12 protein-coding genes are annotated in these 15,308 nt (G+C 73.6%); 11 read left to right on the top strand and 1 reads right to left on the bottom strand.

Features of this window, described 5'->3' with window-relative positions:
• The first annotated feature begins 21 nt into the window (after window positions 1-21).
• Together VFG42_RS13685 and VFG42_RS13690 are read left to right on the top strand one after the other, a co-directional pair.
• Window positions 22-1,350 carry a DegT/DnrJ/EryC1/StrS family aminotransferase gene (locus tag VFG42_RS13685; RefSeq protein WP_324909291.1) on the top strand — a complete coding sequence of 443 codons (1,329 nt, stop codon included), beginning with the start codon at window positions 22-24 and terminating at the stop codon, window positions 1,348-1,350.
• Complete coding sequence (locus VFG42_RS13690; protein WP_324909292.1) at window positions 1,347-2,492, top strand: serine hydrolase domain-containing protein; 1,146 nt, start codon at window positions 1,347-1,349, stop codon at window positions 2,490-2,492. Before VFG42_RS13685 ends, VFG42_RS13690 begins: the two co-directional genes overlap by 4 nt.
• A 47-nt stretch (window positions 2,493-2,539) precedes the next feature.
• Here the strand turns inward: VFG42_RS13690 and VFG42_RS13695 are convergent, their stop codons facing one another.
• A complete protein-coding gene (locus tag VFG42_RS13695; RefSeq protein ID WP_324909293.1) occupies window positions 2,540-3,904 on the bottom strand; it encodes a DegT/DnrJ/EryC1/StrS family aminotransferase in 1,365 nt (454 codons plus the stop codon).
• A 136-nt stretch (window positions 3,905-4,040) separates the two neighbouring features.
• Here VFG42_RS13695 and VFG42_RS13700 point away from each other — a divergent pair, with 136 nt between their 5' ends.
• The 9 genes from VFG42_RS13700 (at window position 4,041) to VFG42_RS13740 (ending at window position 15,304) form a co-directional block, all read left to right on the top strand.
• Window positions 4,041-5,084: a LacI family DNA-binding transcriptional regulator gene (locus VFG42_RS13700; protein WP_324909294.1), complete on the top strand. Its 1,044-nt coding sequence runs from the start codon at window positions 4,041-4,043 to the stop codon at window positions 5,082-5,084.
• A gap of 213 nt (window positions 5,085-5,297) precedes the next feature.
• Window positions 5,298-6,938, top strand: coding sequence for an ABC transporter substrate-binding protein (locus VFG42_RS13705; RefSeq protein ID WP_324909295.1), 1,641 nt, complete (start codon window positions 5,298-5,300; stop codon window positions 6,936-6,938).
• A 25-nt stretch (window positions 6,939-6,963) separates the two neighbouring features.
• Window positions 6,964-7,875, top strand: a complete 912-nt coding sequence (locus tag VFG42_RS13710; protein WP_324909296.1) for an ABC transporter permease — start codon at window positions 6,964-6,966, stop codon at window positions 7,873-7,875.
• A 14-nt stretch (window positions 7,876-7,889) separates the two neighbouring features.
• Window positions 7,890-8,765, top strand: coding sequence for an ABC transporter permease (locus VFG42_RS13715; RefSeq protein WP_324909297.1), 876 nt, complete (start codon window positions 7,890-7,892; stop codon window positions 8,763-8,765).
• Window positions 8,762-9,748 carry an ABC transporter ATP-binding protein gene (locus VFG42_RS13720; protein WP_324909298.1) on the top strand — a complete coding sequence of 329 codons (987 nt, stop codon included), beginning with the start codon at window positions 8,762-8,764 and terminating at the stop codon, window positions 9,746-9,748. Before VFG42_RS13715 ends, VFG42_RS13720 begins: the two co-directional genes overlap by 4 nt.
• Window positions 9,735-10,535 (top strand): ABC transporter ATP-binding protein, encoded by an 801-nt coding sequence (locus tag VFG42_RS13725; protein ID WP_324909299.1) that lies wholly within the window; start codon window positions 9,735-9,737, stop codon window positions 10,533-10,535. The genes VFG42_RS13720 and VFG42_RS13725 overlap by 14 nt, the downstream gene beginning before the upstream one ends.
• Complete coding sequence (locus VFG42_RS13730) at window positions 10,535-12,187, top strand: N,N-dimethylformamidase beta subunit family domain-containing protein (RefSeq protein ID WP_324909300.1); 1,653 nt, start codon at window positions 10,535-10,537, stop codon at window positions 12,185-12,187. Before VFG42_RS13725 ends, VFG42_RS13730 begins: the two co-directional genes overlap by 1 nt.
• A gap of 209 nt (window positions 12,188-12,396) precedes the next feature.
• Window positions 12,397-14,325 carry a 3D-(3,5/4)-trihydroxycyclohexane-1,2-dione acylhydrolase (decyclizing) gene (gene iolD, locus VFG42_RS13735; RefSeq protein WP_324909301.1) on the top strand — a complete coding sequence of 643 codons (1,929 nt, stop codon included), beginning with the start codon at window positions 12,397-12,399 and terminating at the stop codon, window positions 14,323-14,325.
• On the top strand, window positions 14,318-15,304 hold the full coding sequence (locus VFG42_RS13740; protein WP_324909302.1) for a PfkB family carbohydrate kinase: 987 nt from the start codon (window positions 14,318-14,320) through the stop codon (window positions 15,302-15,304). The genes iolD and VFG42_RS13740 overlap by 8 nt, the downstream gene beginning before the upstream one ends.
• Window positions 15,305-15,308: the final 4 nt, after the last annotated feature.

The following is a 15,308-nucleotide window of genomic DNA, read 5'->3' on the forward strand; positions in this document are numbered from 1 at the left end:
ATGGCCGATAGCCTGCGTCCCATGACCCACGCCAGCGCGCTCGCGCTCCTCGGCGGCCCCGTGGAACATCGCCGCACAGCCCCGAAGTACCCGCGGTTCACGGCCGCCGCCTACGACAGGGTTCGGGAGGCGCTCGATCGCGGTCCGATGCAGGGGCTCAGCAAGGGCCACCCGATCATCGCCGAGCTCGAGGAGCGCCTCGCGGCATACCACGACGTCGAGCTCGCGCTGGCGACCAGCTCCGGGCACGGCGCGCTGCAGTCCGCGCTGATCGGCCTCGAGATCACGGGCGGCGACGAGGTGCTGACGTCGCCCTACTCCTGGGGCGCGTCCGTGTCGTGCATCCTGCACAACGGCGCCGTCCCGGTGTTCGTCGACGTGTCGCCCGAGACCGGGCTGATCGACCCGTCCGCGCTCGCCGCCGGGCTGACGTCGCGCACGCGCGCGATCCTCGTGCCGCACCTCTACGGCCAGCCGGCCGACATGACGGCGATCATGTCGTTCGCGGAGGCGCACGGCCTCGTCGTCGTCGAGGACGGCAGCCAGGCTCACGGCGCCCGGCACCGCGGCCGGCGGGTCGGCGGGTTCGGCGAGGCCGGCGCGTTCTCGACCAACGGCGTCAAGCCGCTCGCGACCACGGAGGGCGGCTACCTCGTCACGCGTGTGGCCGACGTGTACTGGAAGGCGACGATCAGCGGGCAGCACGCCGGCCGCGGAGAGCTGATCGGGCGTGCGAGCGAGCCGGGGTTCCCGGACGAGCTGCGTCAGCACATCGACTCGATGGTCTACACCTACCGGCCGAACATCGTCACCGCGCTGCTGACGCTCGACCGGCTCCCGTACGTCGATGCCGAGAACGCGGCGCGCCGTCGCAACGCGTCGGCGCTCTTCGCCGCGCTCGACGGGGTCGGGAGCGTGAGCTGGCCGTCCCATGACGCCCAGGACGAGTGCGTGTACCACATGGTCACGCTCAACTTCGACGCCGAGCACGCCGGCGTGTCGCGCGACACGTACCTCGCCGCGCTGAACGCCGAGGGCGTGCCGGCCGTCGCCTACGTCGCGAACGGCCTGCACCGCTCACCCCGGCTGAGCCCGAGCTACGACGGGCCGCGCGTCATGTGGACCGAGACCCTCCGCCGCGCGGGCGTCGACCCGAACGCCGCCGAGCTTCCCGGGTGCGACGAGAAGGTGGCGCGCTCGATCGAGATCCCGTGGAACCACTTCGAGGACGACCCCGAGTCGATGGCGAGCCTGGCGCGCGCGTTCGCGAAGCTCGAGGAGGGCCTCGACCACCTGCGGCGGCATGAGCGCAGCGGTGTCGCGGCGCGGAGCGAGACGGCGTCGGCGTGAACGTCGCCGCCGGCGCGCGCTACGACCCGGTTCGCGAGGTCTTCGCGTCGCTCCTCGCCGAGGGGCGCGGCGGCGCCGGCTTCGCGGCCGTCGTGGGCGGCCGGCTGGTGCTCGACCTGACCGGCGGATGCGCCGAGCCCGCGACCGGGAGACCGTGGGGGCCGCACACGGCGGTGACGGTGTTCTCGGGCTCCAAGGGCCTGGTGGCGATGTGCCTGGCGCTCCTGGTCGATCGCGGGGCGCTCGACCTCGAGGCGCCCGTGAGCCGCTACTGGCCCGAGTTCGCGGCGGCGGGCAAGGGCGACATCACCGTCGGCCGGCTGGCATCGCACAGCGCGGGCCTCGTGGCGCTCGCGAGCCCGCCGTCGGCGGACGATCTCCGCGACCCGGCGAAGCTCGGCCGGCTCCTGGCGGCGCAGGCGCCCGACGCCGCCCTGCAGGGCCGGCCCTGCTATCACCCTCTGACCTTCGGCTGGCTCTGCGGAGAGGTCGTGCGGCGCGTCTCCGGCCTGCCGCTCGCGGAGCTCTTCGCCGCCGAGATCGCCGGCCCGGCGGGCGCCGATGTCCGCTTCGGCATGCCTGCTCAGCAGCAGGGACGGGTCGCGGAGCTGTTCGCCGGTGCGACGTGGGAGCGCAACGCCACGCGCCTGCGCGCCGAGGGCGCCGCACGGATGTTCGGGCCCGCAGGGCTCTGGAGCGGTGAGCGCATCGGTTGGAACTCGTCCGCGCTCCGCGCGGCCGAGATCCCGGGAGCCGGGGCGATCGGCACGGCCGCCGGGATGGCGAGGTGCTACGCCCGGTTCGCCGGGCAGCTCGACCGGCGGCCACCGCTGGTGTCCGCGCCGACGCGCACGCTCGTCACCGAAGAGCGGGCGGCGGGGATCGACCCGCTCTCCGACGAGCCGATCCGCTACGGCGCCGGGTTCCAGCTGCAGGTCCCCACGCGCAGCTACTTCGGGCCTCCCGCCGACGCGTTCGGCCACGGGGGCGCGGGCGGATCCAGCCACGGCTGGTGGCCCTCACACGACGTGGCGTACTCGTTCGTGATGAACGAGCTGCGCGAGGAGACGCAGGACCGACGGGCGCGAAGGCTGCTCGAAGCGCTGTTCGCCTGCCTGCCCACGGCGTCGGGCGCGCGGTAGCGGGACCTTGGGGTCAGCGGCCCCGCTTCGCCGTTCGAATCAACTGGCTAGCCGGCGCTCAGCGCGCCGTGGCCGTGGCGCTGCTCGTGCTCGCGCAGGGCAGGCAGCTGCGCGTCGACCTTCTCGAAGCAGTCGGCCAGGCGGCGCATGGCGGCGGGGTCGTCGTCGATCCAGTTCCACGACATCTCGATCGAGCGCTCGACCTTGTGGTCGCAGCCCGGCAGCTCGAGCGCGGAGTAGTCGATCCCGGCGCGCGTGATCCGGTCGGTCCACATGACGCGCGGCGCGCGCGTCTGGGGCCGGAGGCGCTCGAGGCGGTGCAGCGGCGTCTCGACGTAGCTGAAGACCGGCGCGCCCTCGGCGGCGAGCGCTTTCAGGTAGGTCGCCTTGGAGATGCCCGCGTGCTCGGGCTCGAAGTTGAGCGACACGATGTGGTAGACGGGCTCGTCGTCGTCCGGGTAGACCGGCGCGCTGATGCTGGGCACGTCGGCGAGCATGCCGACGAGCGCGTCGCGGTTGCGGGTGCGGTTGGCGTTCTCCTCGTCGAGCTTGGCGAGCTGCTCGGTGAGCAGGATCGCGCTCAGCACGTTGATGCGGTACGAGTAGATGAGGGAGTCGACGAACGGGTTGAGGTCGGAGGGGAAGCCCGCCTCGGCGGCGCGGCCCGGGACCTCGGCGTTGCCCGCGTGCTGGCAGCTGATCACGGTCTTCCAGTACACGTCGTCGCGGCGCGTGACCATGTACCCCGCCTCGGTCGTGGCCAGCAGCTTGCCGCCCATGCACGAGAACCCCGCGGCGTCGCCGAACGCGCCGACGCGCGTGCCGCGGTGGCGGGCGCCGTGGGCCTGGCTGCCGTCCTCGACGAGCGCGAGGCCGTGGCGGTCGGCGATCGCGCGCAGCGCGGTCATGTCGGCGGGCTGCCCGTAGATGTGCGTGACGAGGATCGCCTCGGTCCGGGGGCCGATCGCGGCCTCGACGGCGGCAGGGTCGAGGAGGCCGGTCACCGGATCGACGTCGACGAAGACCGGGACCGCGTCGTTGTGCAGGATGGGGGAGGTCGAGCAGCCGTAGGTGTAGGGCGTCGTGATGACCTCGGCGCCGCCGGTGATCTCCAGCCCGATCAGGCACGCGTGCAGCGAGGCCTCGCCCGTCGACGTGGTCAGGCACCGGTCGACGCCGTGCCACGCGGCGATCGCCGCCTCGGCCTCGCCGATCGCGGGATGCGCGTTGCTCAGGCCCACGAGCCGGTTGGCCACCTCCGGCATCGCACCGTCGGCGAGCGCCGCGTCGACGCGCCGACGGGCCCGGTCGGTGATGCGTGGGAACGCGGGACGCTCGGGCGCCCCGACGGGCGCGCCTCCGAGCAGCGCAAGGCGCGTGGCGTCACTGCGGGTACCGACGATGTCGGGCATCTGAACCCCTTGGGTGAGGAAAGGTTGCCGGACCGATCCGGCATGGGGTTGGGCAAAGTAGTGGAGCACCGGTGAGCTGTCAAGGGGGCCTGCGCGCTGGGCGGACCGGTTCGGCGCCCGGATATGATCGGCGCCGATGGGTCGCGACTCCGATTCCCCCCTGCCGCCGCTGCCGACGATCCGCGACGTGGCCCGGCTGGCCGGCGTGGCCAAGACGACGGCCGCGGACGCGCTGACCGGGAAGGGGCGCGTATCGGAGAAGACCCGTGCGCGCGTCGAGGACGCCGCGACGCGGCTCGGCTACCGCCCGCACGCCGGCGCGCGGGACCTGACGCGCCGGCGCAGCGAGGTCGTCGGGCTCCTGGTCGGCGACTTCTCGGACCCCTTCAACGCCGAGCTGACCGCCCAGCTGGAGCAGCAGGCCGCGGCCAACGGGTTCCGCGTCCTGCTCGCGACCGCCGGCCCCGACCTGGGCGGTGAGGGCGCCGCGATCTCCAACCTCCTGGAGCACCGCGTCGCCGCGCTGATCCTCGTCGCCTACACCGGCGACGACCAGGGCCTGCAGTCGATCGGCGCCCACACCCACGTCGTCTCGATCGGCTACCGCGGGACGGCGGGGACGTCGATCGCCATCGACGACGTCAGCGGCGCGCGCCTCGCGGTCGAGCATCTCCTCGACGCCGGCCACACGCGGATCGCCTACGTCAGCGGCACGATGCTCACGGCCGGCACGGACGCCGCGCGCGTCGCCGGCTACCGCGCCGCGCTGCGTCGCGCCGGGCTCGAGGCGCCGGACGACCTCATCCGGAAGATCGGGCCGCGCTCCGATCCGCGGCGCATGGACGCGGTCCGAGAGCTCCTGGCGGCGCCCGACCGGCCCACGGCCGCGTTCGCCGCCTCCGACATCACCGCCATCGAGCTGATGTCCTGCGCCATGGAGCTCGGTCTGCGTGTGCCGGACGACCTCTCCGTCGTCGGCTTCGACGACATGCTCCTCGCGGGGGTGCCGATGATCGCGCTGACCACGATCGCGCAGCCCGTCGCCGAGCTCGCTCGTCTCGGCGTTCAGGCGGTCGTGGACCACCTCACGCCGGGCGAGACCCCGAAGTCCGCGGTGATCGAGCCGCGGCTGGTCGTGCGCGGCTCGACGGGCGCGCCCTCGCCGGTGGCGCAGGCGTAGCCGCCACGGCGGGCGTTCCGCATCGCGGTGCGGGCGAGCCCTTGACAGCCGCGCAAGCGTCGCAATAACGTACGGCCATGCCGGACCGTTCCGGCGTCGAGAGGGGGAGCGCCCAGGTGTCGGCCGGATCGTTCCGGCTCAGTGGTGGCTGAAAGCGGCCTCCCGGCGCCTCGTGGCGTCGTTCCCGGCGAACAGGGAAGGAGAGGAGCAGAGGTGAGCGAGACAGGCGATGGAGACGACGACGTGGTGTTCGGCCGGAGCGCCGGGGACGAGGACCGGCCGGGGATCACCCGGCAGCGCTTCCTCAAGCGGTCGGCCGGGAGCGTCGCCGGCCTGACCGGGCTGAGCGCGTTCATCGCCGCCTGCGGCGGTGCCACGGGCGGTGGCCGGCCGACGGCGGCGGCGACCGGGAAGCCCCCGGGGGCGCCGACCGGCTCGGTCTCCCTCGCGCTTGCGGGCGCGCCGCCGTCGCTGGACCCGACGACCACGTTCAGCGCCAACGACCTGCCGGTGTCGGGCAACCTGTACGAGTCGCTGCTCCGCTACGACGGCGAGCTGCGGCCGTGGCTGGCCACGGGCCACACGGTCAACGCGGACGCCACCGAGTGGACCTTCGACCTCCGCGAGGGCGTGACCTTCCACGACGGCACGGCGTTCGACGCCGGCGCGGTGAAGTCGAGCATCGACTACCACGCGCGCAGTGGCAGCGCCGTGTCGTTCCTCGTGGGGAACCCGGCCAAGGTGGACGCCTCGAGCCCGGCCCGGCTCGTCGTCCGCTTCAAGGAGCCGTTTCCCGAGTTCGGGCGCTACATGAGCGTCGTGAAGATGATCTCGCCCAAGCTGCTCGACGGGCCGAGCGCCGTGGTCGGCCGCCGCGTCAACGCGACGCCCGTCGGCACCGGCCCGTATCGCTTCGTCCGGCGCCAGGGCAACGACGTCGTCGCCGCGGCGTTCGACGGCTACTGGGGCGCCGGGCCGTACTTCAAGAACGCGGTCTTCAAGGTCGTCCCGGACGAGAGCACGCGCGTGTCGGCGCTGCAGGCCGGCGACCTGAACATCGTCACGAAGGTCCCGCCGCCGACCGCCGCCGGGCTGAAGGGCCGGTCGGGCCTGACGACCGCGTCGGTCCCGACGCTCACGGTCGTGCAGCTGTCGCTGACCGCGGCCCGGCCGCCGTTCGACGACGTCCGCGTGCGGCAGGCGTTGATGTACGCCATCGACCGGCAGGCGATCCTCGACTCGGTGTTCCGCGGCTACGGCGTGGTGACCGGCTCCCCGCTGCCGCCCGAGGCCTACGGCTTCGCGAAGCCGGCGACCCAGTACGAGCACGACCCGGAGAAGGCCAAGAGCCTGCTGAAGGCGGCCGGCCACACGGGCCCGGTCGAGATCACGATGTGCACGTTCGACTCGCTGCTGCTGGCCAGCTCGCTCGGCCAGGCGATCGCCGCGATGGCCAACGACGCCGGCTTCTCCACCAAGTGCGACGTCGTCGACCAGGGCGTCGGCGACAAGGACCTCGTCAAGGGCGGCAAGCGCAAGTACGACGTGGTCATCCTGGAGAACGGCTTCGTCGCCGGCAGCGCCCTGCACGTCAACAACGTGGAGTTCTACTCCCAGTACCAGGGCAAGGACCTGCTGGACCAGATCGCGAAGATGAACGCGGTCGCGGACGGCCCCGAGCGGCTGCGCATGGTGGCCGGCGTCCAGGAGACGTGGGCGCGCGAGCTGCCGTGCCTGCCGATGTGGGCGCACACGTTCATCGACGCCTACGACGCGTCGATCGCGGGCTTCAAGCCGCCTCTGGACGGCTACCAGCCGCAGTTGGGGCCGGCGTACCGGCCGGCGTCACGGTGAGGCGGGGCCGATCGTCGTGCCGCGGATGATCGCCACGCGCCTGGGGCAGGGCGTGGTCGTCCTGCTCGGGGCGATCACGCTCAGCTTCGTGCTCGCCAACCTCTCGGGCAACCCGATCGATCTGCTGGCCGGACTGAACAGCACACCGGAGCAGCGGGCGGCGCTGAAGCACGAGTACGGGTACGACAAGCCGATCCCCGCGCGGTTCGTCGAGTACGTCGTGCACGCGGTGCAGGGCGACTTCGGCGACTCCGTGCGGCAGCCGGTGTCGGCGTTCTCGCTCATGTTCCACGCCCTGCCGTACACGCTCGCGCTGGTCGTCCTGGCGATGCTCGTCGCCGTGGCGGTGAGCGTGCCGATCGCCGTGCACAGCATCCTGCGGCGCAACACGCGGACCGACCGGTCGCTGCGCACGGCGCTGACCGTGATGCAGGGGCTGCCCGAGTTCTGGCTGGCGATCGTCTTCGTCCTGGTCTTCTCCGTCTGGCTCGGCTGGTTCCCCGTCATCGGCGCGGGAGGGCCGGCGAACTACGTGCTGCCGGTCCTGGCGATCGCGATCCCGCTGATGTCCACGCTGGTCCGCCTGCTGCGCGGGCACCTCCTCGACATCATGGGCATGGAGTTCGTCACGGCGCTCCAGGCCAAGGGCCTGAGCGACCGCGACATCGTGGTCCGGCACGCGCTGCGCAACACGTTCCCGGTCACGGTGACGTTCCTGGCGCTCCAGTTCGGCTGGATGATCGGCGGCACGGTGATCGTCGAGACCGTGTTCAGCTGGCCGGGGCTCGGCAACCTCGCGGTCCAGGCGACCACGAACCGCGACATCCCGGTGATCCAGGCGATCGTGATCGCGATCGCGGTGGTCTACATCCTGATGAACCTGCTGGCGGACCTGGTCGCGATGACCGTCGATCCGCGGCTGAGGGAGGCGAGGTGAAGATGGGCGTGACCATGCCCCAGACGGCCCCGGCGTGGCGGCGGCTGGCGACGGCCCGCCGGCGTGCCCCCGGCACGCGGCGCAACGGGAACCTCACCGCCGGCCTGACGATCCTCGGGCTCGCGCTGCTGATCAGCGCGGTCGGGCACTTCGCGCTGCCCGACCCCCTGCACCAGGATCTGACCGCGAGCCTCGCCGCGCCGGGCACCGGCGGCCACCTGCTCGGGACGGACCCGCTCGGACGGGACGTCTTCGCGTGGATCGCCGCGAGCGTGCCGCTGTCGCTGGCGATCGCGGTCGCGACCGTGTGCCTGTCCTCGGTGGTCGGCGTCGTCGTCGGGATCGCGGCGGGCTTCATGGGCGGCGTCGTCGACGCGCTGCTGATGCGGCTCGTCGAGCTCTCGCTCGCGATCCCGCCGCTGCTGCTCTTCCTGTCGGCGTCCGCGATCGTCGGGACCGGCACCCTGAAGCTGATCCTGCTCGTGAGCGCCGTCAGCTGGGTGCCCTACGCGCGGATCGTCCGCACGCAGGTCCAGCTCGAGCGCCGGCGGCCGTCGATCGCCGCGGCGCGCCTGGCGGGCCTCACGCGCCGTCGCATCGTCGTCCGGCACATCGTCCCGTCGATCGCGACGTTCGTGCTCGTGCTCGCGTCGCTGCAGGCCGGCTACGTCTTCCTCTGGGAGGCGAGCCTGTCGTTCGTCGGCCTCGGCGTGCAGCCGCCGCAGACGAGCCTCGGCTTCCTGATGGCGCAGGGCCGGCTGACGCTGGCCGTCGGCTGGTGGGTCGTGGTGTTCCCGGGCGCGATGCTCGCGGCGCTGCTGCTCGCCGCCAACCTCGTCGGGGACGGGCTGCGGGACAAGTTCGGCCTCGACCTGGAGGACGTCCGGTGACGGCGGTCAGCGGCCTGGGCGTCGCGCTGAGGCGGCCGGGCGGCGAGACCCTGCCGCTCGTCGAGGACGTGTCCTTCGCGGTGGCGCCGGGGCGGATCCTCGGCGTCGTCGGCGAGACCGGCGCGGGCAAGACGCTCACGATGCGCGCGACGCTCGGCCTCTCCGCGCCGGCGCTGGCGGTGACCGGCCACCTGACGCTTCCGGACGGGGACGTGGTCGACCTGGCCGACCGCGCGGCCGTGCGCGCGCTGCTCGGCGATCGCCTGTCGGTCGTCCTCCAGGACCCGCTCGGCATGCTCGACCCGCTGTTCCGCGTGGGCGACCAGCTGATCGAGGGGGTCTGCCGCGCGGGGCGCATGACCTCCGGCGAGGCCCGTGGGCGCGCCGAGCGCCTGCTGGAGGCCATGGGCTTCGTGGACGTGGCGGCGGTGCAGCGCCTGTTCCCGCACGAGCTGAGCGGCGGGATGGCCCAGCGCGTCGCGACGGCGCTGGCGATGATGGCCCGCCCGAGCCTGCTCGTCCTCGACGAGCCGACGTCGGCGCTGGACGCGAGCGTGCGCGTGGAGGTGATGCGGCTCGTGCGGCAGCTCGCGGCCGAGGAGCGGATCGGCGTGTGCCTCGTCAGCCACGACCTCGGCGTCATCAGCCACTTCGCCGATGCGCTCATGGTCATGTACGCCGGGCGGGTGCTCGAGGCGCGCCCCGCGGACGAGGCCCTGCACGCGCCCGCGCATCCCTACACGCGAGCGCTGATCGCGAGCTCGCCGTCGCTCGACGCACCGCGCCGTCGGCCGCTGCCGGTGATCCACGGCGCCCCGCCGGTCCCGGGAACCTGGCCCGGCGGGTGCGTCTTCGAGCCGCGATGTCCCCGAGCGGCCGACCGTTGCCGTGGCACGCGGCCCGCGCTCGAGCCGTCGGGGGCCGGGACGGTCGCCTGCCACTACCGCCACGACGCCGAGGACGCCCGCCATGTCACAGCCTGACGACGCCCCGATCCTCGCCGTTCAGGACGTCTCCCGCCGGTACTCCGTCAGGGGCGGCGTGCGCCAGGCGCTGCGCGGCGTGACGTTCACGCTGGCCGCCAACGCGACGATCGCGATCGTGGGCGAGAGCGGCGCAGGCAAGTCGACGCTGACGCGCCTGATCGCGGGCTTCGAGCGCCCGTCCACCGGGGCGGTGCTCGTCGACGGCGCGCCGGCCGCGGTCGCGCCGGGGAAGGTCGCGCCGGTCCAGATGGTGTTCCAGCACCCGGCGGAGGCGCTCAACCGGTTCGCGAGCGTCGGCGCGAGCATCGGCGAGCCGCTGCTGCGGGCACCGATCTCGCGGCCCGAGCGCCAGGCCCGGGTCGAGGAGCTGCTCGGGATGGTCGGCATCGACCCGGCGCGTGCCCGCGACCGGCCGCGCGCGTTCAGCGGCGGCCAGCTCCAGCGCATCGTGCTGGCGCGTGCGCTGGCGGCCGAGCCGCGGCTGCTCGTGTGTGACGAGCCCACCTCGGCGCTCGACGTCTCGGTCCAGGCGCAGATCGTCAACCTGCTGCTCGAGCTGCAGGAGGCGAAGCGGTTCGCCTGCGTCCTGGTGACCCACGACCTGGCCGTCGCGCGGGTGCTGGCCGACGAGGTCCTCGTGCTGCGCGACGGCGCGGTGGCCGAGCACACGCCGGCCGACGCGTTCTTCGAGGAGCCACGGTCCGCGTACGGGCACGACCTGTTGCGCACGACCGCGGCCCAGACGCTCAACGCGCCGCTGCGCGCGGCGGAGAGGGTGAAGTGATGCGCGGCATCAGCACGGGCCCGCAGTGGCCGCACTGGTACCAGTGGATCCGCGGCGAGCGGCCGGGCGACGACCCGAGCCGGCTCGAGGTCTGGGGCTACGCGGGCCGGCCGTCCTACGCGCCGGGCGAGACGCTGACCCTGCACGTCTCGACGACGGCGAGCACGTTCGACGTCCTCGTCTACCGCGACGGCGCCGAGCGGGAGGTCGTCCATCGGGCGACCGGCCTGCCGGGCACGGTCCACCCGACGCCCGAGGACGCCTACGCGAGCGGGTGCCGCTGGCCGGCGAGCGTCAGCGTCGAGATCCCGGGCACGTGGCGCTCCGGCGGGTACGTCGTGGAGCTCACGGTGGCCGACGAGCGGGGCACGGCCACACAGGACGGCTTCTTCGCGGTCCGGCCCGCCGCGCCGTCGGCGCCGATCGCCGTCGTGCTCGCCACCTACACCTGGCAGGCCTACAACGACTGGGGCGGGGGCTCGGCCTACAGCCGCGACCGCGCGCCGGCCGCCGCGGACGACCCGGGCGCCGCCGGGCACGCGGCCGAGTCCTCGTCGCAGCGCTCGGCCGACGGCTTCTCGCCGCGGCTGTCGTTCGACCGGCCGTGGGCGCGTGGTCTGATCCGCCGGCCGCTCGGCGCGCCGCGCGTGGCGATGGGGGCGACCGCGCCTCCGGGCTGGGCGCTGCGGCGCGAGCAGGGCGAGTGGTCGATCGCCAACGGCTACTCGTACTGGAGCGGCGCCGCCGGCTGGGACGACTTCGACGCGCCGTTCGTGCGGTGGGCGGAGCGCCAGGGCTACGCGATCGACGTCCTGACCCAGTGGGACCTCGACCGCGACCCCGACTGCATCAAGGCCTACAACTGCGTGGTGACCGTCGGCCACGACGAGTACTGGACCGCCACCGGGCGCCGCGCGCTCGACACCTACGTCGAGCAGGGCGGCCGCTACGCGCGCTTCGCCGGGAACATCCTCTGGCGGATCCGGCTCGAGGACGAGGGCACCGCCCAGGTGTGCTTCAAGTACGTCCCGGAGCTCGATCCGGCGGCCGGGACGGGCGACCGGGCCACCGGCGCCTTCGAGAGCCGGGCGATCGGGGACCCGCCGGTGACGACCTTCGGCGCCAACGGCGGTCGCGGCATCTACTCGCGCATGGGTGGGTCGTCGCCGCGGGGCGTCGGCGGCTTCATCGTCTACCGGCCCGGCCACTGGGTCTTCGCCGGCACCGACCTCTACTACGCCGACGTGCTCGGCGGGACCGTGCCGCTGGTCGGCTACGAGTCCGACGGCGTCGGCTACACCTTCGACAAGGGCCTCCCCGTGCCGACCGGTGAGGACGGCGCGCCGGCGAGCCTCGAGATCCTCGCGCTGACGCCGGGCGGGATGGCCGAGGAGGACCACGGCAACCCCGGTGCCTTCGTCGAGATCGGCGAGGGGGACATGCGCTTCCTGGCCGAGACCATCCACGGCGCCGACACGCCGGAGACCCGCGACGCCAGCCGTCACGGCTGTGCCGTGATCACGTGGATGAGCAAGGGCGCGGGCGAGGTCGTGTGCGCCGGCTCGACGGAGTGGCCGCACGCGCTGGCCCAGGCGGAGCCCACGGCCGAGCGGGTCGTGCGCAACGTGCTGGACCGGTTCTCCGCACGCTGAGGACGGCGGGCGACGGTCGGCGCGATGACCCGCGCCGGCCGGATCGCCGACATTTGCCGGAACGATCCGGCATTGAGGCTTGACGCGTGGAAGAACTCCATCTACAGTGCGCCGAGCGAGGTTGCCGGACCGATCCGGCAAGGGTGTGCGCGGTGACGTGCGCCGCCCACCCGCAGGTCCCAACCACGACGAGATCCAGGAGCACCGCCTTGACCATCCGACTGACCACCTCCCAGGCGCTCGTCCGCTACCTGATGAACCAGCACGTCGAGACCGACGGCGTCGAGCACCCGTTCTTCGCCGGGATGTGGGGGATCTTCGGCCACGGCAACATCGGCGGCGTCGCCGAGGCGCTGCAGGAGGCCGGTCCCGAGTTCCCGTACTACCTGGGTCGCAACGAGCAGGCGATGGTCCACGCGGCGTTGGCCTACACGAAGCTCAAGCGCCGCCGCCAGGCGTTCGCGTGCCTCACCTCGATCGGGCCCGGCGCGACCAACATGGTCACGGGCGCGGCGACCGCGACCGTCAACCGGCTGCCGGTGCTGCTGGTCACCGGCGACACGTTCACCGAGCGGTTGCAGGACCCGGTGCTCCAGCAGGTCGGCTCCGAGCACGCCGGGGACGTCACGGTCAGCGACACGTTCCGGCCGGTCGTCCGGTACTGGGACCGCCTGACGCGGCCCGAGCAGCTGATCGCGACGCTGCCCGAGGCGATGCGGACGCTGACCTCGCCGGCCGACACCGGCGCGGTCTTCCTCGGGCTGCCGCAGGACCTCCAGACGTTCGCCTTCGACTACCCCGAGGAGCTGTTCGCCCCGCGCGTGTGGCGGATCCCGCGCCTGCGCCCCGACCGCGACGAGGTCGCCCGCGCGGCCGAGTGGATCCGCGGCAGCTCGCGCCCGGTGCTGATCGCCGGCGGCGGCGCGCGCTACAGCGACGCGTCGGAGACGATCCGCCGGTTCGCCGAGCAGACCGGCATCCCGGTCGCCGAGACCCAGGCCGGCAAGGGCGTGCTGTCCTACGACCACCCGCTCAGCCTCGGCGGCGCCGGCGTGGCCGGCACGCGCGCGGCCAACGTCATCGCCGAGGACGCGGATCTCGTCATCGGCGTCGGCACGCGCTTCACCGACTTCATCACCGCGTCGAAGACGGCGTTCCAGAACCCGGACGTGCGGTTCGTCAACATCAACGTCTTCGAGCAGGACGCGCACAAGCACGCCGCGGTCCCGCTCGTCGGCGACGCCAAGGTCGCGGTCGAGGAGCTCGGCGACGCGCTCGCCGGCTTCCGCACCGAGGCGAGCTACCGCGAGCGCGTCCAGCGGCTCAACGAGGACTGGGACGCCGAGGTGCGGCGGCTGTACGCCCTCGGCGCGACCCCGATCAGCCAGGGCGAGGTCATCGGCCTGGTCGAGGCCTCCGCGCGGCCCGAGGACGTCGTCGTCACCTCGGCCGGTGGGCTGCCCGGCGACCTGCTGAAGCTGTGGCGCTCGCGCGACGACCTCAGCTACCAGGTCGAGTACGGGTACTCGGTCATGGGCTACGAGATCGCCGGCGGTCTCGGCGCGAAGCTCGCGGCGCCCGAGCGTGAGGTGTACGTGATGGTCGGCGACGGCTCGTTCCTGATGATGAACACCGAGATCGCCACCGCGGTCCAGGAGGGCCTGAAGGTCATCGTCGTGGTCGTCGACAACTCCGGCTACTCGAGCGTCGGCCGCGTGTCGGAGCAGGTCGGCAGCGAGGGCTTCGGCTGTCACTTCCGGGCGCGCGGCGCGTCGGGCTGGTACGACGGCGACGTCCTGCGCGTCGACTTCGAGGCGATCTGCCGCGGGCTCGGCGCGACCGCGGTGCGGGCCGAGACGCGGGACGAGCTGGAGGCGGCGCTCGCGGACGCCCGGGCGGCCACGACCACGACGTGCATCGTGATCCCGACCGACTGGCACGAGCGCGTGCCCGGCTACGCGTCGTGCTGGTGGGACATGGCCACCGCCGAGGTCTCGGCGATCCCCGCCGTGCAGGACGCGCGCGCCGCCTACGAGCGCGACAAGACGCGCCAGCGCTACCTGATGATCCCGGGCCATCCGCACTGGTCGGCCGCCGAGGACGCGGACGAGGCCGCTCGGCCGGCGTCCCATGCCTGAGCCGCGACTGCTCACGCTCGGCCGGGCCAACCTCGACCTCTACGCCCAGCAGCACGGGGTCGCGTTCGCCGACGCCATCGGCTGGGACGCGATGGTCGGTGGCAGCCCGGTCAACGTCGCGCTGGCCGCCGCGCGCCTCGGCGTGCGCGCCGGGGTGCTGACCGCCGTCGGCGCGGACCTCGTCGGCGACTGGGTGCTGCGGGCGCTGACGCGCCAGGGCGTCGACACGCGCTTCGTCGCGCGCAAGGCCGAGGCGCACACGTCGCTGGCGCTGCGCGCGCAGGTCGCGCCCGATCACCCGCTCGCGTTCTACCGCCACGATCCCGCCGACATCCACCTCACCGCGGACGACCTCGCCGGCGCGCCGGTCGAGCGGGTGCCGGCGGTGCTCGTGTCCGCCGACGCGCTCGCGCGCGGGACGACGGCCGCGGCGGCGCGGTCGGTGCTGGCGCGGGCGCGCGGAGGGACGGCGACCGTCTACCTCGACCTCGACCTGCGCGAGGTCAGCTGGCCCGGCGGCGCCGCCTACGCCCGCGCGGTCGGCGCGGTGGTCACGGAGGCCGACGTGATCCTGGGCACGGAGGAGGAGTTCGCCACGCTGCTCGGCCTCGCCGCGGACGCGGACGCCGCCGTGGTCGCCGAGGCGGTGCGGGCGCTGTCCGAGAGCGCCGGCGCCATCGCCGTCCTCAAGCGCGGCGCCGAGGGCGCGGCGGTCCTGCGCCCGGGCCGCGAGCCGCGGCACGTCCCGGCGTTCGACGTGGCCGAGGCCAGCACCGTCGGCGCCGGCGACTCGTTCGCCGCCGGGCTGATCGCCGCGCGGCTCAACGGCTCGGACTGGGCCGAGGCCGGCCGCTTCGCCGGCGCGTGCGCCGCCATCACCGTCAGCCGGTTCGGCTGCTCCACCGGCTTCCCGCACCTGCGCGAGGTCTCCACGTTCCTGCGAACCCGACCGGCCCTGACGGCCATGGAGCGCTCATGAGCAC

Origin of the sequence: Baekduia sp. (assembly GCF_035685985.1) — a bacterium.
In the GTDB taxonomy this organism is placed as follows: Bacteria; Actinomycetota; Thermoleophilia; order Solirubrobacterales; family Solirubrobacteraceae; genus Baekduia.

What these genes read in the sequence shown, in the direction of transcription:
- VFG42_RS13740 (WP_324909302.1), top strand. Translation starts at nt 14,318, where the DNA reads ATGCCTGAGCCGCGACTGCTCACGCTCGGCCGGGCCAACCTCGACCTC.
- VFG42_RS13700 (WP_324909294.1), top strand. Translation starts at nt 4,041, where the DNA reads ATGGGTCGCGACTCCGATTCCCCCCTGCCGCCGCTGCCGACGATCCGC.
- VFG42_RS13685 (WP_324909291.1), top strand. Translation starts at nt 22, where the DNA reads ATGACCCACGCCAGCGCGCTCGCGCTCCTCGGCGGCCCCGTGGAACAT.
- VFG42_RS13695 (WP_324909293.1), bottom strand. Translation starts at nt 3,904, where the DNA reads ATGCCCGACATCGTCGGTACCCGCAGTGACGCCACGCGCCTTGCGCTG.
- VFG42_RS13710 (WP_324909296.1), top strand. Translation starts at nt 6,964, where the DNA reads ATGATCGCCACGCGCCTGGGGCAGGGCGTGGTCGTCCTGCTCGGGGCG.
- VFG42_RS13725 (WP_324909299.1), top strand. Translation starts at nt 9,735, where the DNA reads ATGTCACAGCCTGACGACGCCCCGATCCTCGCCGTTCAGGACGTCTCC.
- VFG42_RS13730 (WP_324909300.1), top strand. Translation starts at nt 10,535, where the DNA reads ATGCGCGGCATCAGCACGGGCCCGCAGTGGCCGCACTGGTACCAGTGG.
- VFG42_RS13715 (WP_324909297.1), top strand. Translation starts at nt 7,890, where the DNA reads ATGCCCCAGACGGCCCCGGCGTGGCGGCGGCTGGCGACGGCCCGCCGG.